The sequence below is a fragment of the Dyella sp. genome, assembly GCF_035277725.1.
Lineage (GTDB): Bacteria > Pseudomonadota > Gammaproteobacteria > Xanthomonadales > Rhodanobacteraceae > Dyella_B.
On the sequence record NZ_DATEJY010000222.1, the window covers coordinates 52,087 to 68,635 of the forward strand.

The window sequence follows — 16,549 nt, forward strand, 5'->3', positions numbered from 1 at the left end:
GCTGGGATTTCATCCCAGCCTACGTTTTCTCGATCAGCTCATGCGCCCGGATTTGCGCACGATCAGCATCGCCAGTTCCAACGATTGCTCGTAGTTGAGGCGCGGGTCGACCATCGATTTGTACGCGCGCTGCAGATCCGCTTCGCTCAAGTCGCGGGCGCCACCCATGCATTCGGTGACATCTTCGCCCGTCAACTCCAGATGCACGCCGCCCAGATGGGTGCCGGCGGCGGCGTGGATGTCGAACGCCTGATCCAGCTCGCTGCGGATGTTGTCGAAGCGGCGTGTCTTGTAGCCGTTGGACGTGCTTTCGGTATTGCCGTGCATTGGATCGGCCACCCATAGCACGCGGCGTCCGGCACGCTTCACCGCATCAAGCAGCGGCGGAAGTTTCTCGGCAACTTGCGCATGGCCCATGCGATGGATCAGCGTGAGGCGGCCCGGCTCATCCTCAGGGTTCAATGCATCGATAAGCGGCAACAGCTGATCGGGAGTGACCGATGGGCCGACCTTCACCGCGATCGGATTGCGGATGCCGCGGAAATATTCCACATGGGCACCGTCGAGCGCGGCGGTGCGCATGCCGATCCACGGGAAGTGCGTGGAAAGATTGAACCAGCCGCGATGGCGCGGAACCTGGCGCGTGAGTGCCTGCTCGTAGTGCAGCAGCAAGGCTTCGTGGGAGGTAAAGAAATCCACGCGAGTAAAGCCAGCGATGGGACCTGCCAGCGTTTCCATGAAGCGCAGCGAATCACCGATGCCCGTCACCATGCGGCGGTAATCGGCGGCCAGCGGTGAATGTTCCACCCAGGCGAGATCCCAATATTCGGGATGGTGCAAGTCGGCAAAGCCGCCATCGATCAAGGCGCGCACGAAGTTCATGGTGAGCGCGGAATGCGCATGCGCGCGGATCAGGCGCTGCGGATCGGGGCGGCGTGCTTCGGCGGTGAATTCCGGACCGTTGATCACGTCGCCGCGGAAGCTGGGCAGCGTGACGCCATCGCGTGTCTCGGTGTCGGCCGAGCGTGGCTTGGCGTACTGCCCAGCAAACCGGCCCACGCGCAGCACGGGCTGCTTGAGGCCGTGCACCAGCACCAGGCTCATCTGCAGCAGTACTTTCAGGCGGTTGGAGATCACGGGACTGGTGCAGTCGGCGAAGCTTTCCGCGCAATCGCCGCCTTGCAAGAGAAATCGCTTGCCTTCCTGGGCTTCGGCCAGTGCCTGCTTCAGCGCCAGCACTTCCCAAGATGTCACCAGCGGTGGCAGATGCGACAGCTCGCCGAGCGCGCGATTGAGCTCAGCGTGGTCTTCGTAGTGCGGCTGCTGAAGGGCTTTGCGCTGAAGCCAGGACGCCGGCGTCCAGTTCAGGGTCTCGACGGAAGATGCTATCTCGCTCATAGGCGCAACCTCGGCGTCGCACGCTGCAAGCTTGCGCGGATCGCCAGTATCGAAAGGAGAACGAACCACAACAGAGCCCATAGCGGAATGGGCAGGCCCAGAAGCGGCTGGATCTTGGCGCACTCACCCGAGCCGGTGAACACCATCTTCAAGGCTTTCTGGAACGGGAAGGCGTCAAACATGTACGCCAAGTTGGGGCCACAAGCCGGGACCTGATCCGCGGGCAGCGACATGATCCACAGATGGCGAGCAGCGACAACGATGCCGAATAGCGCACCAAGCAGCACAAAGCCGGTATAGAACCAGCGGCCGCCGGCACGCGGTCCGTGAATCGCGCCGAACAGAAAGAACACCGCCATGACCATGAAGCCGATGCGCTGGAAGATGCACAACGGACATGGTTCCAGACCCCACTGATATTCGGCAAACAACGCAAACCCAAGCAGGCCGATACAGATCAGGAAGCCAACAAAGAAGCTGACGCGGTAAGACCAGCGGAGGGGATTCATGGAAACCATGCCATCGGGGTGGGGATGCTGACATTACCCGCTCCCCGCCACGCTGTCAGCAGGCGCATGCCATGACCTCCTAAAAGAGCAAACCCCGCCTGGTTGCCCAGGCGGGGTTCGCATTTGGACGTCCAAACGGTGTTTGGATTATTCGTCAGCGGCAGCCTCGGCACGCGGGCGGTCCACCAGTTCGACATACGCCAACGGCGCGTTATCGCCCGGGCGGAAGCCGCACTTGAGGACGCGCAGGTAGCCGCCGGGACGTTCGCGGTAACGCGGCCCCAGCTCGACGAACAGCTTGCCCACGGCCTGCTTGTCGCGCAGACGCGCAAAAGCAAGACGACGGTTGGCTACGCTGTCAGACTTGGCCAGGGTAATCAGCGGCTCTGCCACGCGGCGCAGTTCTTTTGCCTTGGGCAGGGTGGTGCGGATCAGCTCGTGCTTGATCAGGGATGCAGCCATGTTCTTGAACATCGCTTCGCGATGCGAACTGGTGCGATTAAATTTGCGTCCGGATTTTTGATGGCGCATGGCTAAAGCTCTCTTAGAGTCTGTTGTTATGAAAAACCGGCCAATAAACCGGCTTCCCGCGGTTACCCGCTGTTAAAGCCCTTGCTATAACGGGGCTTTTTAAGAGTGCAGTCATGAATGACTGTTTCGAATGCCTGGCTGACAATCAACACTCGCCAGGCTCATCGGTGAGCGATCAAAGGGGATCGCCAAGCTATCTTCTGCGCGGCCATGGAGGCCGTCTTTTCATATCCAGGGGAGGCCTAAACACGCTCCCCATAACAGATTGCACCGACGATCAAGATGAGCGTCGGTGCAAATCATCAACCCAGCTGCATGCCGTGCGACAAGCCCGGCGGCGGCCAGTTTTCAAGCTTCATGCCGAGGGCAAGACCGCGCACGCCAAGGACATCCTTGATCTCCGTGAGCGACTTCTTGCCGAGGTTCGGCGTCTTGAGCAATTCCACTTCGGTCTTCTGCACCAGATCGCCGATGTAGTAGATGCTCTCGGCCTTCAGGCAGTTGGCCGAACGGACGGTGAGTTCCAAGTCGTCGATCGGACGGAGCAGCAGCGGATCGAAACCGCCCTTCTCCGCCTTGTCCGTGGCACTCTCGCGACGCGAGAAATCGCCGAACACCGACAGCTGGTCGTTGAGGATTTCAGCGGCCTTGCGCACCGCATCTTCCGCACCGATGGTGCCGTTCGTTTCGATGTCGAGGACGAGCTTATCGAGGTTGGTGCGCTGCTCAACACGAGCGGCGTCCACTTCGTAAGCCACACGCAACACGGGTGCGAACGAGGCGTCCAGCTGCAGACGGCCGATCGGGCGCGCCTCGTCATCCGGATGCTGGCGTGAACTGGCCGGCTGATAGCCGACGCCACGACGCACCTTCAGACGCATGTTCAGCGTGATGTCCTTGGTGAGGTGGCAGATCACGTGTTCAGGATTGATGATCTCCACCGAGTGGTCGACGACGATATCGCCTGCCGTGACCACGCCCTTGCCCTTCTTGGACAGGGTGAGGGTGACTTCATCACCCGTGTGTTGACGAATGGCCACTTCCTTGAGGTTGAGCAGGACTTCGATGACGTCCTCCTGCAAACCTTCCAGGGTGGTGTACTCGTGCAGCACGCCATCGATTTCAACCTCGACGATGGCGCTGCCGGGGATCGATGAGAGCAGCACGCGACGCAACGCGTTGCCCAGGGTGTGGCCGAAACCGCGTTCAAGCGGCTCAACCACCACCTTGGCGCGATTCGGTCCGAGCTGTTCAACGCTGAGGCCACGAGGCCGCAGTACGCTGGTTGACGAAACTGCCATGCAGGGCTCCGGTTGATTACTTCGAATAAAGCTCGACGATCAGCGCTTCGTTGATGTCGGTCGGCAGATCGGCGCGATCCGGAACCGACTTGAAGGTGCCGGCGAACTTCTTGGCGTCCACTTCAATCCACTGCGGGCGCAGATCCATCGTGTCGAACACGGTGGCAGCTTCCTGCACGCGCAGCTGATTGCGTGCGCGCTCCGTCAACGCGATTTCATCGCCCGGGCGCACCTGATAGGACGGAATGTTGACCTTCTTGCCGTTCACCAGCACCGCCTTGTGCGAAACAAGCTGGCGAGCCTGGGCGCGGGTAACCGCAAAGCCCATGCGGTAGACGACATTGTCCAAACGGCTCTCGAGCAAACGCAGCAAGTTTTCGCCGGTATTGCCCTTGAGGGTCGAAGCCTTGGTGTAGTAGTTGCTGAACTGGCGCTCGAGCACACCGTAGATGCGCTTGACCTTCTGCTTCTCACGCAACTGGACGGCATAATCGGACATGCGCATGCGCTTGTTGGCGCCGTGCTGACCGGGCTTGTTCTCAAGCTTGCACTTGGAATCGATAGCGCGCGCCGGACTCTTCAGGCTCAGATCCGAACCTTCGCGACGCGCCAGTTTGCAGGTAGCTCCACGATAACGTGCCATGGTGATGCTCCTTAGACGCGACGCTTCTTGGGGGGACGGCAGCCGTTATGCGGAATCGGCGTTACGTCAATGATGTTGAGAACCTTGTAGCCGAGCGCGTTCAGCGAACGCACTGCCGACTCACGGCCCGGGCCAGGGCCCTTGATCCGCACTTCCACCGTCTTTACGCCATATTCGCCGGCAGCGCGGCCGGCCTTTTCAGCGGCGACCTGGGCAGCGAACGGGGTCGACTTGCGCGAACCGCGGAAGCCTGCACCACCAGCGGTTGCCCACGAGAGCGCATTGCCCTGGCGATCGGTGATGGTGACGATGGTGTTGTTGAAGGAGGCCTGCACGTGAGCCACCGCATCGGTGACAACGCGCTTGACTTTCTTCTTGGTCTTAACTGCTGGCTTTGCCATGGCTTATTCCAATTATTTCTTGATCGCGCGACGCGGGCCCTTGCGGGTGCGCGCATTGGTACGCGTGCGCTGGCCGCGCACCGGCAAGCCGCGGCGATGGCGCAGGCCGCGGTAGCAACCCAGGTCCATCAGACGCTTGATGGCAATACCGACTTCGCGGCGCAGATCGCCTTCCACGACGTATTTGGCGATTTCGTGGCGGATCTTCTCCACCTCGCCTTCGCTCAGCGACTTGATCTGAACGTTCGGGTTCACACCCGCGTCCGTGCAGACCTTCTTAGCCCGGCTGCGGCCGATACCGTAGATGCTCTGCAGGCCAACCCAGACATGTTTCTGGACCGGCAAATTGACACCCGCAATGCGCGCCATGATGTACTTTCTCCGATGCTTTCTTGCGCGGTAAACGCGCAATTCTAACCTTAATCAAACTGTCAGGAAAGTCCTGGGACGCCTGCGCGCCACGGCCTTTCCACCGGAACCCACCTTGCGCCTCAGCCGCGGCGCAGGTTGGCCTTCTTAAGCAAACCTTCGTACTGGTGACTGACCAGATGCGCCTGCACCTGAGCGGTAAAGTCCATCACCACCACCACCACGATCAGCAGCGACGTGCCACCGAAGTAGAACGGAACGTGCCAGGCGTTCTGCATGAACGTTGGCACCAGGCAGACCAGCACCAGGTAGAGGGCGCCGACACCGGTCAGGCGGGTCATTACCGAATCGATGTAATCCGCGGTTGAACGACCCGGGCGGATACCCGGAATCAAAGCGCCGGACCGCTTCAGGTTGTCAGCCGTGTCCTGCGAATTGAAGACGATCGCCGTATAGAAGAAGGCAAACGTGATCACCAGGACCGCATAAATGACGTCGTAGAGCGGCTCGCCGGGAGTCAGGGCCTGCACCAGATCCTGCAACCAGCGGGATTGGTGGCTGGCATTGCCCCAGGTTGCCGCCATCGCCGGGAACATCAGGATGCTGTTCGCGAAGATGGGGGGAATCACGCCGGACATGTTGATCTTGAGCGGCAGATGGGAGGTCTGGTTCATGTACGACCGCTGCCCACCCGAGCGCCGCGCGTAGTTCACGGTAATGCGCCGTTGCGCACGCTCCATGAACACCACGAACGCCGTCACCGCCAGCACCAGCGCCACTACCATGACCAGCTTGATCGTGCTCAGCTCGCCATTGCTGGACATCGACAAGGTGTGCCCCACCGCATTAGGCAAACCAGCCACGATACCTGCGAAAATCAACAGAGAGATACCGTTGCCGATACCGCGCTCGGTCATCTGCTCGCCCAACCACATCAGAAACAACGAACCAGCTGTCAGCCCTACCACCGAGGAAAGGATGAAACCAAAACCCGGCATGTAGACAACGGGCACCCCGCCGCTCGTCTGCTGCTTCATCAGGGCTACTGCGATCCCGAACGCCTGGAAGGCAGACAGGCCCACCGTACCGATACGGGTATACATAGTCAGCTGTCGCTGACCGGACTGCCCTTCTTTGCGCAATGCCTGCAGGCTTGGAATGACCGAACCCATCATCTGCACCACGATCGACGCAGAAATGTACGGCACAACACCTAGCGCGAATACCGAAAACCGGCCCAGCGAACCACCCGAAAACATGTTGAACATGTCCAGGATGCCGCCGCTCTGACCGATCAAGTTGGCCATGGCATCCGGGTTCACGCCAGGAACCGGGATGAACGAGCCGAGGCGGTACACGATCAGCGCACCAATCACGAAAAAGATGCGCTGACGCAGCTCGGTCAATTTGCCGAGCGATCCGACCGATGGACCCTTGGCTGCAGCCACGAGTTACTCCACGCTGCCGCCGGCAGCTTCGATGGCGGTCTTGGCGCCGGCCGTAGCCAGCAAACCCGACAGCTTCACCGCGCGCCCAATCTCGCCCTTGGCGACAACCTTGACCTTCTTGGCGCGACTGTCGATCAGGCCGGCCTGATGCAACACAACCGCGTCAATCACGTCGGCCTTCAGGCTGGCAAGCTGATACAGGAATACCTGCTGGCTTTCTGCCTTCTTCTGCGAGCGGAAGCCGACCTTCGGCAGACGGCGCTGCAGCGGCATCTGACCGCCCTCGAAACCAAGGCGATGAGTACGGCCGGTACGGGCATGTTGACCCTTATGGCCACGGCCCGCCGTCTTACCGACGCCCGAGCCGATACCACGACCAACACGTAGGCGCGTCTTGCGCGAGCCAGCTGCTGGCTTGATGTCATTCAGACGCATGATGCTTACTCCTCAACCCGCACCAGGTAATAGACCGTGTTGATCAGACCGCGAACCTGCGGACTGTCTTTCAGTTCACGGACGTCATTGGTTTTGTTCAAGCCCAACGCCTTCACACTCAAGCGGTGGCGGGCTTGTACACCACGCAGGCCCTTAACCAGGCGCACGCGAATGGTTTTTTCGGTATTAGCCATTGCCCAGTACCTCTTCCACGGTCTTGCCACGCTTGGCAGCGATCTGCTTCGGCGAGGCAACGGCCTGCAGGCCCTTGATGGTTGCGCGCACCAGATTGATCGGGTTACGCGAGCCAACGGCCTTGGCCAGCACGTTCTTCACACCAACCACTTCCAGGACGGCACGCATGGCACCGCCAGCGATGACGCCCGTACCTTCGGAGGCGGGCTGCATGTACACGCGAGCCGCACCGTGGTTGGCCTTGATGGCGTACCAAAGCGTGCCATTGTTCAGATCGATGCTCACCATGTTGCGACGAGCGCGATCCATAGCCTTGGAAATAGCTACCGGCACTTCGCGCGCCTTGCCGTAGCCGAAGCCGACCTTGCCCTCGCCGTCGCCGACCACGGTCAACGCGGTGAAGCTCATCTGACGGCCGCCCTTGACGGTTTTGGCCACGCGGTTGACGGCGATCAGCTTCTCGAGCAGGCCGTCTGTATTTTCGCGATCAGTAGAAGACATTATCTTTTTCCGTATGCCCGGACCATCCGGGACTTTTACTTGCGGCTGAGCCGCTTGGAGTTGTTGTTGTTACCGCTTAGAACTTGAGGCCAGCTTCGCGGGCAGCGTCGGCAAGCGCCTTGATACGACCGTGATAGCGAAAGCCAGAACGGTCGAAGGCTACGGATTCAATGCCGGCCGCTTTTGCACGCTCAGCAATCGCCTTACCTACAGCAGCCGCTGCCTCAAGGTTCTTGGTACCCTTCAGGCCTTCGGCCACTGCCTTCTGCACCGTCGAAGCGGCTGCCACGACCTTCACGCCTGCGGCGTCAAACACCTGGGCGTAGAGATGCTGACCAGTGCGATGCACGGACAGACGAGCCACACCGAGCTTGCGGATATGGGCGCGCGTAGACTTGGCACGGCGCAGACGGGCTTCTTTCTTGTTCATCGTGTGTGTCTCCAGGAAGCGGATCGGCTACTTAGCGGAATGACCCGCTATTAGGCCTTCTTGGCTTCCTTCAGGGTGATCTTCTCGCCCGCATAGCGCACGCCCTTGCCCTTGTAGGGCTCCGGCGGACGATAGCCGCGAATCTTGGCAGCGACCTCACCAACCAACTGCTTGTCGGAACCCTTGATCAGGATTTCGGTTTGCGATGGGGTCTCAAGGGTAATGCCCTCCGGCGCGTTGAACACGACCGGATGCGAAAAACCGAGGCTGAGATTCAGCGCCTTGCCAGCCATCGAAGCGCGGTAACCCACGCCAACGAGCTCCAGCTTACGCTCATAACCTTCGGAAACACCCTTGACCATATTGGCCAGCAGCGCACGAACGGTGCCACCGAATTTATCTTCGGCACCTTCCGCCACTTGGACTTTTACCACGCCGTTTTCAACGGACACGGAAGCACCAGGAAGGGCGTGCACTGAGAGAGCACCTTTCGGGCCCTTCACGGCGATGCCGTCGTCGGCAACTTTGATCTCGACGCCCTTGGGCAGGGTAATGGGTTTCTTGGCAACACGAGACATCGGAGACTCCTTACGCGACCAGGCCGATGACTTCGCCACCCACGCCCCGGGCGCGAGCCTGCGCGTCGGTCAACAGACCGGCGGACGTCGAAATGATCGAAATACCAAGACCACCAAGCACCTTGGGCAACTCGTCCTTGCCGCGGTACACGCGCAGGCCCGAACGGCTGACGCGCTCGATGCGCTCGATTGCGGGACGGCCTTCGAAATATTTGAGCTTGATCTCGAGCACCGGCTTGCCCTCCGCTTCGGAGGTTTTGGCGTCGAGGATGTAGCCCTCGTTCTTGAGAAGGTTGGCCAATGCCACCTTCAACTTCGACGACGGTACGCTGACAACCTGCTTGCCCGTAGCCTGGGCGTTGCGGATGCGCGTAAACAGATCGGCGATGGGATCAGTCATGCTCATGAAAACATCCTTCAGAGTGCACCGATATCCGATAAAACCGGAGATCAATTCTAGATTGTGAACCGACGGACGCGCCGGCCTGCGATGCGCAGACCGACAAGTGTATCAGCCTTTTCCAGCTTTTGCGAATACTGATGCGATAAAACAATCGTTACCCACCCTTTTCCTCTTTTCAGAAAAGGTCAAGGCGGGATTTTTGGCAACGACGTCCAACTGCCTGGCGTTACCTGAAAATCTGGAGAAGCCGGCATCCAGCCAAAACTCTCTCCCGAGGGAGAGAGCTCAACACTGCAGGTACTTACCAGCTCGCCTTGCGGAGACCCGGAACGTCACCACGCATGGTTGCTTCGCGCAGCTTGTTACGGCCGAGACCGAACTTGCGATACACGCCGCGCGGACGGCCTGACAGTTCGCAGCGGTTGCGCAGGCGGCTTGCACTGGAATCACGCGGCAGCTTCTGCAGCTTGGCCTGCGCATCCATCTTTTCCTCATAGGAGGACTTGGGGCTCGCCACGATAGCTTTCAGCTCGGCGCGCTTGCCGGCGTACTTTTTGATGAGCTTGGACCGCTTGATATCGCGGTTAACCATGGAGGTTTTTGCCATAAATTTCTCGCGACTCTCTTAGTTGCGGAACGGGAAGCTGAAGGCTTCCAGCAGCGCCTTGGCTTCTTCGTCGGTCTTGGCCGTGGTGGTAATGGAGATATCCATACCGCGCATGGCGTCAACGGCGTCGAAGTCAATTTCCGGGAAGATGATCTGTTCCTTGATACCGAAGTTGTAGTTACCACGGCCATCAAAGGCGCGACCGGACACGCCGCGGAAATCGCGAACGCGAGGCAGCGAGATATTGATCAGTCGATCAAGGAATTCCCACATGGTCGCGCGGCGCAGCGTGACCTTGCAGCCGATCGGCCAACCATCACGGATCTTGAACGAGGCCACGGAAACGCGCGCCTTGGTCGTAATCGGCTTCTGGCCGGCGATCTTGGCCATGTCGGCCACGGCATTCTCGAGCACTTTCTTGTTGCCCGCCGCTTCGCCCACGCCCATGTTCAGCGTGATCTTGGTGATGCGCGGAACCTGCATCACGTTCTGGTATCCGAACCGCTCGGTGAGCTTCTGGATGACCTGCTCTTTGTAAAAGGTTTCAAGGCGCGTCATGTTCGTGTTCCTCACGCGTCCACGACCTCGCCGGACGAACGGTACACGCGGACCTTGCGCCCATCAGCGAGCGTTTTGGCACCGACGCGTTCACCCTTGTTCGTGGCGGGGTTGAACAGCTGCACATTGGAGATATGGATCGAGGCCTCACGCTCAACGATGCCACCGGCCTGGTTGGCCTGAGGATTCGGCTTGGTGTGACGCTTGACCAGGTTGACGTTGGAGACGAACACGCGATCGCCCTCAACGCGCAGCACGTCGCCGCGCTGACCTTTGTTTTTGCCGGTGATCACGATGACCTGATCACCCTTGCGGATACGGTTCATGGTTCTTCTCCGCCTCAGAGCACTTCGGGTGCGAGCGAGACGATCTTCATGAACTTCTCGCCACGCAGCTCACGAGTCACGGGCCCGAAGATACGGGTGCCGATCGGCTCGAGTTTGTTGTTGAGGAGCACGGCCGCATTACCGTCGAAACGGATCAGCGAACCGTCGGCGCGACGCACGCCCTTGGAGGTACGAACCACCACGGCGTTATAGACCTCGCCTTTCTTCACCTTGCCACGCGGAATGGCATCTTTCACGGTGACCTTGATTACATCACCGATCGCGGCGTAACGGCGCTTGGAACCGCCGAGCACCTTGATGCACATCAATTCCTTGGCGCCACTGTTATCGGCGGCAGAAAGCGTGCTTTGCATCTGGATCATGGCTGCACCCTCCCCTTACGCTTCGGCGCGCGTGACGATTTCGACCACGCGGTGATGTTTGGTCTTGGAAAGCGGACGGCATTCCGAAATACGAACCACGTCACCCTCGTTCGCGCCCAGATCGTTCTGCGCGTGGAGCTTGGTGGAACGACGTACGATCTTGCCGAGCAGCGGATGCTGCACCTGCCGCTCGATCAGAACGGTGACCGTCTTTTCCATCTTGTTGCTGATAACGCGACCCTCGAGGGTGCGCACATGTTTTTGGTTGTCGCTCATGTCGGCCGCCTCTTACTTCTTGCCGCCGAGCACGAACTTCGTGCGGGCGATATCACGCCGAACGCGGCGCAGTTGATGCGGCTGGCTGAGCTGGCCGGTGCCTTTCTGCATGCGCAGGTTGAACTGCTCCTTGCGCAGGTCCAGCAGATGCTGCTTCAGCTCTTCGGCCGACTTGGTGGTTAGGTCTTTGATGTCCATCACATCACCGCCCGGGTCACAAACTGGGTCTGCACCGACAACTTGGCAGCGGCCAGGCGGAACGCCTCACGCGCGGTAGCCTCGTCGACACCCTCGATTTCATAAAGCATGCGGCCCGGCTGGATCGGTGCGACCCAGAACTCCACGCCCCCCTTACCTGCGCCCATTCGGACTTCGATCGGCTTCTTGGTGATCGGCTTGTCGGGAAACACGCGGATCCACAACTTGCCGCCGCGCTTCACGAAACGCGTGATGCAACGGCGAGCCGCTTCGATCTGGCGCGCGGTCAGGGCGCCATGCGTGGTGGCCTTGAGGCCGTACTCGCCAAAGCTCACGAGGTTGGCGCTGAAGGCCAGACCGTCATTGCGGCCCTTGAATTGCTTGCGGTATTTGGTTCGCTTGGGTTGCAACATGGCAACTCTCCTTACTTCGCCGTCCGCTCGCGACGGCCTTCACCGCCCTCGCGATCGCGACGCCCTTCACGACGCCCCTCGCCACCCTCGCGCTCGCGGCGCGGTTGAGCGGCCTGCTCTTCCTTCGGCTCCTGGCCAACCTGGGACAGGTCGAAGATTTCGCCCTTGTAGATCCAGATCTTGATGCCGATGATGCCGTAGGTGGTTTTCGCTTCGGCGGTGCCGTAGTCGATATCCGCACGCAGGGTGTGGAGCGGCACGCGACCTTCACGGCTCCACTCGGAACGTGCGATCTCGGCGCCGTTCAGACGGCCTGATACGTTGATCTTGATACCCAGCGCACCCAAGCGCATTGCATTGCCCACGGCACGCTTCATGGCGCGACGGAACATGATGCGGCGCTCAAGCTGCTGCGCGATCGATTCGGCCACCAGCTGTGCATCGAGTTCGGGCTTGCGCACTTCGTTGACATTGATGTGCGCCGGAACGCCCATCATGTCGCTGACTTCTTTGCGCAGCTTCTCAATGTCCTCGCCCTTCTTGCCGATCACGACGCCCGGACGGGCGGTGTGAATCGTCACGCGGGCAGTCTTGGCCGGACGCTCGATCTGGATCTTCGAGATACCGGCAGCGGCCAGCTTCTTGCGCAGCATTTCGCGGACCTTGAGGTCGGCAGCGAGATACTGGGCGTATTCGCCCTTATTGGCGTACCACTTCGAGTTCCAGTCCTTGGCAATGCCGAGGCGGATACCGGTGGGATGAACTTTATGACCCATCGTTTACGTCCTCTCAGTTACCAACGACCACAGTGATGTGGCTGGTGCGCTTCAGGATGCGCGAACCGCGACCTTTGGCGCGGGCATACATACGCTTCATCGCCGGACCTTCGTCCACGAAGATGCGCGAGACCTTCAGCTCGTCGACGTCGGCGCCGAGATTGTTCTCAGCATTGGCGACGGCCGACAGCAGCACCTTGCGAACGAGGTGTGCAGCCTTCTTGTTGGTGAACTGGAGCACGTCGCTGGCGCGGCCCACGGGCATACCGCGAACCAGGTCAGCTACCAGGCGTGCCTTCTGCGCTGAAATGCGAGCGCTGCGCAGGATCGCTTTGGCTTCAGTGCTCATCTCACTTGCCCTTCTTATCGCCGCCATGGCCCTTGAAAGTACGCGTCACCGCGAACTCGCCGAGCTTATGCCCGACCATGTTCTCGTTGACCAGTACCGGCACGTGCTGGCGACCGTTGTGGATGGCGATGGTCAATCCGACCATTTCCGGCAGGATCATCGAACGACGCGACCAGGTCTTGATCGGACGCTTGGAATTGGTGGAAACCGCAGTTTCCACTTTCTTAATGAGGTGAAGGTCGACGAAGGGACCTTTCTTCAAAGAACGCGGCATGACGGTTTCCTTTACTTACGACGACGCACGATGAACTGCTGCGTGCGCTTGTTGTTACGGGTCTTGTAGCCCTTGGTCGGCGTACCCCAGGGACTGACCGGATGGCGGCCGCCAGAAGTACGGCCTTCACCACCACCGTGCGGGTGGTCGACCGGGTTCATTACCACGCCACGAACGGTCGGGCGAATGCCCTTCCAGCGCGTGGCACCGGCTTTGCCCAGCTTGCGCAGGCTATGCTCGGAATTACCGACTTCGCCGATGGTGGCGCGGCAGTCGACCGGCACTTTGCGCATTTCGCCGGAACGAAGACGCAGGGTGGCGTAACCAGACTCGCGTGCGATCAACTGCACCGAGGCGCCCGCCGAACGAGCGATCTGTGCGCCCTTGCCGGGCTTCATTTCCACGCAGTGCACCGTCGAACCGACCGGGATATTGCGCAGTGGCAGGCTGTTGCCGACCTTGATCGGCGCATCGTGGCCGGAGACCACGCGATCGCCCACCGCGACGCCGGCCGGCGCGATGATGTAGCGACGCTCGCCATCGGCATAGCACAGCAGCGCAATGTGCGCGGTGCGGTTCGGATCGTATTCCAGGCGTTCGACCTTGGCGGCAATGCCTTCCTTGTCGCGCTTGAAATCGATGATGCGGTAGGCCTGCTTATGACCGCCGCCGCGATGACGCGTGGTGATGCGACCAAAATGGTTGCGGCCACCCGTCTTGTTCTGACTCTCGGTCAGCGGTGCGTACGGTGCACCTTTGTGCAGCCCCTCGGTGCGGACGCTGACGGCGTCACGACGACCTGGCGAGGTTGGCTTGTGATTGATTAGTGCCATCTGTCAGAACTCCTGGCTCAGGCCTTGGCCGCCACGTCGATCGTCTGGCCGGCAGCAAGACGAACGTACGCCTTGCGCTTGCCCTGACGGTTGCCCGCGCGGAAACGGAAGGACTTGGCCTTGCCCTTGGCATTGACGAGGTTCACTTGCTCGACTTTGACGTCGAACATCTTTTCCACCGCTGCCTGGACGTCAGCCTTGGTTGCTTCAGGAGCAACCACGAAAACGTACTGGTTATGCTCGGCCAGACGGGCCGCCTTTTCGGAAATGTGCGGCGCGCGCAGCGTATTCAGAATGCGTTCGTTGCTCATGCCAGCCACTCCTCGACCTTCTTGACCGCTTCGACGGTCATGACCACATAGTCGGAACCGACCAAGCTGACCGGGTTCAGCGCAAGCACATCGACCACATGCAGATAGGGGATGTTGCGCGAAGCCAGGTACAGCGCTTCGTTTGCATCTTCCGATACCAGCAGCACGCGACCCGACACCTCGAGCTCGGCCATCTTCGCGACCATCGCCTTCGTCTTCGGAGCGTCGATGCCAAAGCCCTCGACCACCTTCAAACGACCCTGGCGATTGAGCTCCGAAAGGATGGAGCGGATCGCTACGCGATAAGCCTTACGGTTGACCTTCTGCTCATAGCTACGGGGCTTGGCGGCAAAAGTGACACCACCACCGACGAAGATCGGAGCACGATAGTCACCGTGACGAGCACCGCCGCCCTTTTGCTTCTTGAACTTCTTGGTGGTACCGGACACATCGCTACGCGAAAGCTGCGACTGCGTACCTGCACGACCACCGGCCTGGTAGGCCACTACAACCTGGTGGACCAGAGCCTGCTTGAACTCACCGCCGAACACATCGTCCGACACGCTGAGCGGCTTGGCGCCAATAACATTCAGTTCCATGCCGTCTCTCCTCAACCCTTGGTGGTCGGACGGATGATGACGTCGCCGCCGGTAGCACCCGGCACAGCGCCCTTCACCGCAATCAGGTGACGATCACCGTCGACCTTGACCACTTCCAGGCCCTGCACGGTGCGGTTCACCGCGCCCATGTGGCCCGACATCTTCTTGCCCGGAAACACGCGACCTGGCGTCTGACGCTGACCGATAGAACCCGGCGCGCGATGCGACAGCGAGTTACCGTGAGTAGCGTCGCCCATGGTGAAACCATGGCGCTTGATCGTGCCTTGAAAGCCCTTGCCCTTGCTGACGCCGGCCACGTCGACGATCTGGCCGACCTGAAACACATCGTCAGCCTTGATTTCGGCGCCCACGGCATACTTGCCGGCGTCTGCCGAATTCAGGCGGAACTCCCACAGGCCACGGCCCGGCTCAACCTTTGCCTTGGCGTAGTGACCTTTCTCCGGGTTGGTCAGCAGGCTGGCGCGCTTAGCGCCTGCGGTGACCTGCACCGCGCTGTAACCATCGTTATCTTCCGTCTTCACCTGCGTAACGCGATTCGGAGTCGCTTCAATCAGCGTCACCGGAATCGAGCGCCCGTCTTCGGTGAAGAGTCGGCTCATGCCGCATTTGCGGCCAACCAGTCCGATACTCATGTTCGTATCCTGTCTATCGCTCAACCAAGCTTGATCTGAACGTCAACGCCAGCGGCGAGATCGAGCTTCATGAGCGCGTCCACGGTCTTGTCGTTGGGATCGACGATATCCAGCACGCGCTTGTGGGTGCGGGTTTCGTACTGATCGCGAGCGTCTTTATCGACGTGCGGCGACACCAGAATGGTGTAGCGCTCGATCTTGGTCGGAAGCGGAATCGGACCGAGCACCGTAGCGCCGGTGCGCTTGGCCGTCTCGACGATTTCGCTGGCCGAACGGTCGATCAGACGATGATCGAACGCCTTGAGCCGAATGCGAATCTTTTGGTTCGCCATAACCGTGTCCTGTTATCTAAAGAACAAACTGTGAATCGAAGTAGCTTCTCGCCACTCCGCACAACCCATACTGCACTGCAAACCCTGCAACGGCCTCAAGCTTTTTACACTCAAGAGACCTCAAAACGCCAGGCAGGCCGTTTTGCGGCCTGCCCAGACAGATAGCGCATGCGGAACCCCATCTTGGCGACAGAGCGACAGCTCTACGCCGGGACCGCAACATCCTTGTTAGCGAACTCGAAGCACGTCCTGTACCTCATTTCGCGGTATGTTGCCGGTATTTCCAGCAACGACAACTTGGCGACTATAGCCTATTTACGACCATATGACAAGCATCAAAGAAAACCGCCTGCGAGGCAGGCGGTTTTCTTCTATTCCATTACTTGGTGATCTTGGCGACGACGCCAGCGCCTACCGTACGGCCGCCTTCGCGAATCGCAAAACGCAGGCCTTCCGTCATCGCGATCGGCGAGATCAGCACCACCTTCATTTTGATGTTGTCGCCCGGCATCACCATCT

The 16,549-nt window shown here is 60.0% G+C and carries 29 protein-coding genes and 1 pseudogene; all 30 read right to left on the reverse strand.

Features of this window, described 5'->3' with window-relative positions; all coding sequences use genetic code 11:
- Nucleotides 1-33: 33 nt before the first annotated feature.
- Nucleotides 34-1,398, reverse strand: a complete 1,365-nt coding sequence (locus tag VJR68_RS18580) for a class II 3-deoxy-7-phosphoheptulonate synthase (RefSeq protein WP_324150104.1) — start codon at nucleotides 1,396-1,398, stop codon at nucleotides 34-36.
- Entirely contained in the window at nucleotides 1,395-1,907 is a 513-nt protein-coding gene (locus VJR68_RS18585) for a disulfide bond formation protein B (RefSeq protein ID WP_324150106.1), read from the reverse strand. Before VJR68_RS18585 ends, VJR68_RS18580 begins: the two co-directional genes overlap by 4 nt.
- 147 nt (nucleotides 1,908-2,054) lie before the next feature.
- The gene (rplQ, locus tag VJR68_RS18590) at nucleotides 2,055-2,438 is read right to left on the reverse strand and encodes a 50S ribosomal protein L17 (protein ID WP_324150107.1); all 384 of its coding nucleotides are present in this window, start codon (nucleotides 2,436-2,438) and stop codon (nucleotides 2,055-2,057) included.
- A gap of 302 nt (nucleotides 2,439-2,740) precedes the next feature.
- Complete coding sequence (locus VJR68_RS18595; RefSeq protein WP_324150109.1) at nucleotides 2,741-3,739, reverse strand: DNA-directed RNA polymerase subunit alpha; 999 nt, start codon at nucleotides 3,737-3,739, stop codon at nucleotides 2,741-2,743.
- Nucleotides 3,740-3,755: 16 nt separating this feature from the next.
- Nucleotides 3,756-4,382, reverse strand: a complete 627-nt coding sequence (gene rpsD, locus VJR68_RS18600; protein ID WP_324150111.1) for a 30S ribosomal protein S4 — start codon at nucleotides 4,380-4,382, stop codon at nucleotides 3,756-3,758.
- Nucleotides 4,383-4,393: 11 nt separating this feature from the next.
- Nucleotides 4,394-4,783: a 30S ribosomal protein S11 gene (gene rpsK, locus VJR68_RS18605; RefSeq protein WP_126683159.1), complete on the reverse strand. Its 390-nt coding sequence runs from the start codon at nucleotides 4,781-4,783 to the stop codon at nucleotides 4,394-4,396.
- A gap of 12 nt (nucleotides 4,784-4,795) precedes the next feature.
- On the reverse strand, nucleotides 4,796-5,152 hold the full coding sequence (gene rpsM, locus VJR68_RS18610) for a 30S ribosomal protein S13 (protein WP_188792847.1): 357 nt from the start codon (nucleotides 5,150-5,152) through the stop codon (nucleotides 4,796-4,798).
- 122 nt (nucleotides 5,153-5,274) lie between these two features.
- Nucleotides 5,275-6,600 (reverse strand): preprotein translocase subunit SecY, encoded by a 1,326-nt coding sequence (gene secY, locus VJR68_RS18615; protein ID WP_324150113.1) that lies wholly within the window; start codon nucleotides 6,598-6,600, stop codon nucleotides 5,275-5,277.
- 3 nt (nucleotides 6,601-6,603) lie between these two features.
- Nucleotides 6,604-7,035, reverse strand: coding sequence for a 50S ribosomal protein L15 (gene rplO / locus VJR68_RS18620; protein WP_324150115.1), 432 nt, complete (start codon nucleotides 7,033-7,035; stop codon nucleotides 6,604-6,606).
- A 5-nt stretch (nucleotides 7,036-7,040) separates the two neighbouring features.
- Entirely contained in the window at nucleotides 7,041-7,229 is a 189-nt protein-coding gene (gene rpmD / locus VJR68_RS18625; RefSeq protein WP_204683693.1) for a 50S ribosomal protein L30, read from the reverse strand.
- Entirely contained in the window at nucleotides 7,222-7,731 is a 510-nt protein-coding gene (gene rpsE, locus VJR68_RS18630) for a 30S ribosomal protein S5 (protein ID WP_188792851.1), read from the reverse strand. The genes rpmD and rpsE overlap by 8 nt, the downstream gene beginning before the upstream one ends.
- Nucleotides 7,732-7,807: 76 nt before the next feature.
- Nucleotides 7,808-8,161, reverse strand: coding sequence for a 50S ribosomal protein L18 (gene rplR / locus VJR68_RS18635; RefSeq protein ID WP_324150116.1), 354 nt, complete (start codon nucleotides 8,159-8,161; stop codon nucleotides 7,808-7,810).
- Nucleotides 8,162-8,211: 50 nt separating this feature from the next.
- Nucleotides 8,212-8,739 carry a 50S ribosomal protein L6 gene (gene rplF, locus VJR68_RS18640; RefSeq protein ID WP_324150118.1) on the reverse strand — a complete coding sequence of 176 codons (528 nt, stop codon included), beginning with the start codon at nucleotides 8,737-8,739 and terminating at the stop codon, nucleotides 8,212-8,214.
- A 10-nt stretch (nucleotides 8,740-8,749) separates the two neighbouring features.
- Entirely contained in the window at nucleotides 8,750-9,145 is a 396-nt protein-coding gene (gene rpsH, locus VJR68_RS18645) for a 30S ribosomal protein S8 (protein WP_324150120.1), read from the reverse strand.
- 298 nt (nucleotides 9,146-9,443) lie between these two features.
- Entirely contained in the window at nucleotides 9,444-9,749 is a 306-nt protein-coding gene (gene rpsN, locus VJR68_RS18650) for a 30S ribosomal protein S14 (protein ID WP_324150121.1), read from the reverse strand.
- 18 nt (nucleotides 9,750-9,767) lie between these two features.
- Nucleotides 9,768-10,307 (reverse strand): 50S ribosomal protein L5, encoded by a 540-nt coding sequence (rplE, locus tag VJR68_RS18655; RefSeq protein WP_324150123.1) that lies wholly within the window; start codon nucleotides 10,305-10,307, stop codon nucleotides 9,768-9,770.
- Between the two features lie 11 nt (nucleotides 10,308-10,318).
- Nucleotides 10,319-10,633 (reverse strand): 50S ribosomal protein L24, encoded by a 315-nt coding sequence (rplX, locus tag VJR68_RS18660; protein ID WP_284333570.1) that lies wholly within the window; start codon nucleotides 10,631-10,633, stop codon nucleotides 10,319-10,321.
- Between the two features lie 14 nt (nucleotides 10,634-10,647).
- Nucleotides 10,648-11,016, reverse strand: coding sequence for a 50S ribosomal protein L14 (gene rplN, locus VJR68_RS18665; RefSeq protein ID WP_324150125.1), 369 nt, complete (start codon nucleotides 11,014-11,016; stop codon nucleotides 10,648-10,650).
- A gap of 15 nt (nucleotides 11,017-11,031) precedes the next feature.
- Nucleotides 11,032-11,292 (reverse strand): 30S ribosomal protein S17, encoded by a 261-nt coding sequence (gene rpsQ, locus VJR68_RS18670; protein ID WP_324150127.1) that lies wholly within the window; start codon nucleotides 11,290-11,292, stop codon nucleotides 11,032-11,034.
- Nucleotides 11,293-11,304: 12 nt separating this feature from the next.
- Nucleotides 11,305-11,490, reverse strand: coding sequence for a 50S ribosomal protein L29 (rpmC, locus tag VJR68_RS18675; RefSeq protein ID WP_188792858.1), 186 nt, complete (start codon nucleotides 11,488-11,490; stop codon nucleotides 11,305-11,307).
- The gene (rplP, locus tag VJR68_RS18680; protein WP_126683172.1) at nucleotides 11,490-11,903 is read right to left on the reverse strand and encodes a 50S ribosomal protein L16; all 414 of its coding nucleotides are present in this window, start codon (nucleotides 11,901-11,903) and stop codon (nucleotides 11,490-11,492) included. Before rplP ends, rpmC begins: the two co-directional genes overlap by 1 nt.
- An 11-nt stretch (nucleotides 11,904-11,914) precedes the next feature.
- Complete coding sequence (rpsC, locus tag VJR68_RS18685; RefSeq protein ID WP_324150129.1) at nucleotides 11,915-12,679, reverse strand: 30S ribosomal protein S3; 765 nt, start codon at nucleotides 12,677-12,679, stop codon at nucleotides 11,915-11,917.
- Nucleotides 12,680-12,692: 13 nt separating this feature from the next.
- Entirely contained in the window at nucleotides 12,693-13,028 is a 336-nt protein-coding gene (rplV, locus tag VJR68_RS18690; protein WP_128899624.1) for a 50S ribosomal protein L22, read from the reverse strand.
- 1 nt (nucleotide 13,029) lies between these two features.
- Nucleotides 13,030-13,302, reverse strand: coding sequence for a 30S ribosomal protein S19 (gene rpsS / locus VJR68_RS18695; RefSeq protein ID WP_188792860.1), 273 nt, complete (start codon nucleotides 13,300-13,302; stop codon nucleotides 13,030-13,032).
- Nucleotides 13,303-13,313: 11 nt separating this feature from the next.
- Nucleotides 13,314-14,135: a 50S ribosomal protein L2 gene (gene rplB / locus VJR68_RS18700; protein ID WP_188792861.1), complete on the reverse strand. Its 822-nt coding sequence runs from the start codon at nucleotides 14,133-14,135 to the stop codon at nucleotides 13,314-13,316.
- Between the two features lie 17 nt (nucleotides 14,136-14,152).
- Nucleotides 14,153-14,446 carry a 50S ribosomal protein L23 gene (gene rplW, locus VJR68_RS18705; RefSeq protein ID WP_324150131.1) on the reverse strand — a complete coding sequence of 98 codons (294 nt, stop codon included), beginning with the start codon at nucleotides 14,444-14,446 and terminating at the stop codon, nucleotides 14,153-14,155.
- Complete coding sequence (gene rplD, locus VJR68_RS18710) at nucleotides 14,443-15,045, reverse strand: 50S ribosomal protein L4 (protein ID WP_324150133.1); 603 nt, start codon at nucleotides 15,043-15,045, stop codon at nucleotides 14,443-14,445. The genes rplW and rplD overlap by 4 nt, the downstream gene beginning before the upstream one ends.
- An 11-nt stretch (nucleotides 15,046-15,056) precedes the next feature.
- Nucleotides 15,057-15,698, reverse strand: a complete 642-nt coding sequence (gene rplC / locus VJR68_RS18715; protein WP_324150134.1) for a 50S ribosomal protein L3 — start codon at nucleotides 15,696-15,698, stop codon at nucleotides 15,057-15,059.
- A 20-nt stretch (nucleotides 15,699-15,718) separates the two neighbouring features.
- The gene (gene rpsJ, locus VJR68_RS18720) at nucleotides 15,719-16,030 is read right to left on the reverse strand and encodes a 30S ribosomal protein S10 (protein ID WP_014402136.1); all 312 of its coding nucleotides are present in this window, start codon (nucleotides 16,028-16,030) and stop codon (nucleotides 15,719-15,721) included.
- A 379-nt stretch (nucleotides 16,031-16,409) separates the two neighbouring features.
- Nucleotides 16,410-16,549, reverse strand: a pseudogene (gene tuf, locus VJR68_RS18725) (elongation factor Tu); the annotation flags it as partial.

What these genes read in the sequence shown, in the direction of transcription:
- rplP (WP_126683172.1), bottom strand. Translation starts at nt 11,903, where the DNA reads ATGTTGCAACCCAAGCGAACCAAATACCGCAAGCAATTCAAGGGCCGC.
- rplQ (WP_324150107.1), bottom strand. Translation starts at nt 2,438, where the DNA reads ATGCGCCATCAAAAATCCGGACGCAAATTTAATCGCACCAGTTCGCAT.
- rpsC (WP_324150129.1), bottom strand. Translation starts at nt 12,679, where the DNA reads ATGGGTCATAAAGTTCATCCCACCGGTATCCGCCTCGGCATTGCCAAG.
- VJR68_RS18580 (WP_324150104.1), bottom strand. Translation starts at nt 1,398, where the DNA reads ATGAGCGAGATAGCATCTTCCGTCGAGACCCTGAACTGGACGCCGGCG.
- rpsD (WP_324150111.1), bottom strand. Translation starts at nt 4,382, where the DNA reads ATGGCACGTTATCGTGGAGCTACCTGCAAACTGGCGCGTCGCGAAGGT.
- VJR68_RS18585 (WP_324150106.1), bottom strand. Translation starts at nt 1,907, where the DNA reads ATGAATCCCCTCCGCTGGTCTTACCGCGTCAGCTTCTTTGTTGGCTTC.
- rplV (WP_128899624.1), bottom strand. Translation starts at nt 13,028, where the DNA reads ATGAGCACTGAAGCCAAAGCGATCCTGCGCAGCGCTCGCATTTCAGCG.
- rplO (WP_324150115.1), bottom strand. Translation starts at nt 7,035, where the DNA reads ATGCGTCTGAATGACATCAAGCCAGCAGCTGGCTCGCGCAAGACGCGC.
- rplW (WP_324150131.1), bottom strand. Translation starts at nt 14,446, where the DNA reads ATGAGCAACGAACGCATTCTGAATACGCTGCGCGCGCCGCACATTTCC.
- rplX (WP_284333570.1), bottom strand. Translation starts at nt 10,633, where the DNA reads ATGAACCGTATCCGCAAGGGTGATCAGGTCATCGTGATCACCGGCAAA.
- rpsS (WP_188792860.1), bottom strand. Translation starts at nt 13,302, where the DNA reads ATGCCGCGTTCTTTGAAGAAAGGTCCCTTCGTCGACCTTCACCTCATT.
- rpmD (WP_204683693.1), bottom strand. Translation starts at nt 7,229, where the DNA reads ATGGCTAATACCGAAAAAACCATTCGCGTGCGCCTGGTTAAGGGCCTG.
- rplN (WP_324150125.1), bottom strand. Translation starts at nt 11,016, where the DNA reads ATGATCCAGATGCAAAGCACGCTTTCTGCCGCCGATAACAGTGGCGCC.
- rpsE (WP_188792851.1), bottom strand. Translation starts at nt 7,731, where the DNA reads ATGTCTTCTACTGATCGCGAAAATACAGACGGCCTGCTCGAGAAGCTG.
- rpsN (WP_324150121.1), bottom strand. Translation starts at nt 9,749, where the DNA reads ATGGCAAAAACCTCCATGGTTAACCGCGATATCAAGCGGTCCAAGCTC.
- rpsM (WP_188792847.1), bottom strand. Translation starts at nt 5,152, where the DNA reads ATGGCGCGCATTGCGGGTGTCAATTTGCCGGTCCAGAAACATGTCTGG.
- VJR68_RS18595 (WP_324150109.1), bottom strand. Translation starts at nt 3,739, where the DNA reads ATGGCAGTTTCGTCAACCAGCGTACTGCGGCCTCGTGGCCTCAGCGTT.
- rpsH (WP_324150120.1), bottom strand. Translation starts at nt 9,145, where the DNA reads ATGAGCATGACTGATCCCATCGCCGATCTGTTTACGCGCATCCGCAAC.
- rplF (WP_324150118.1), bottom strand. Translation starts at nt 8,739, where the DNA reads ATGTCTCGTGTTGCCAAGAAACCCATTACCCTGCCCAAGGGCGTCGAG.
- rplB (WP_188792861.1), bottom strand. Translation starts at nt 14,135, where the DNA reads ATGGCACTAATCAATCACAAGCCAACCTCGCCAGGTCGTCGTGACGCC.
- rpsK (WP_126683159.1), bottom strand. Translation starts at nt 4,783, where the DNA reads ATGGCAAAGCCAGCAGTTAAGACCAAGAAGAAAGTCAAGCGCGTTGTC.
- rplD (WP_324150133.1), bottom strand. Translation starts at nt 15,045, where the DNA reads ATGGAACTGAATGTTATTGGCGCCAAGCCGCTCAGCGTGTCGGACGAT.
- rplE (WP_324150123.1), bottom strand. Translation starts at nt 10,307, where the DNA reads ATGACGCGCCTTGAAACCTTTTACAAAGAGCAGGTCATCCAGAAGCTC.
- rpmC (WP_188792858.1), bottom strand. Translation starts at nt 11,490, where the DNA reads ATGGACATCAAAGACCTAACCACCAAGTCGGCCGAAGAGCTGAAGCAG.
- rpsJ (WP_014402136.1), bottom strand. Translation starts at nt 16,030, where the DNA reads ATGGCGAACCAAAAGATTCGCATTCGGCTCAAGGCGTTCGATCATCGT.
- rplC (WP_324150134.1), bottom strand. Translation starts at nt 15,698, where the DNA reads ATGAGTATCGGACTGGTTGGCCGCAAATGCGGCATGAGCCGACTCTTC.
- rplR (WP_324150116.1), bottom strand. Translation starts at nt 8,161, where the DNA reads ATGAACAAGAAAGAAGCCCGTCTGCGCCGTGCCAAGTCTACGCGCGCC.
- rpsQ (WP_324150127.1), bottom strand. Translation starts at nt 11,292, where the DNA reads ATGAGCGACAACCAAAAACATGTGCGCACCCTCGAGGGTCGCGTTATC.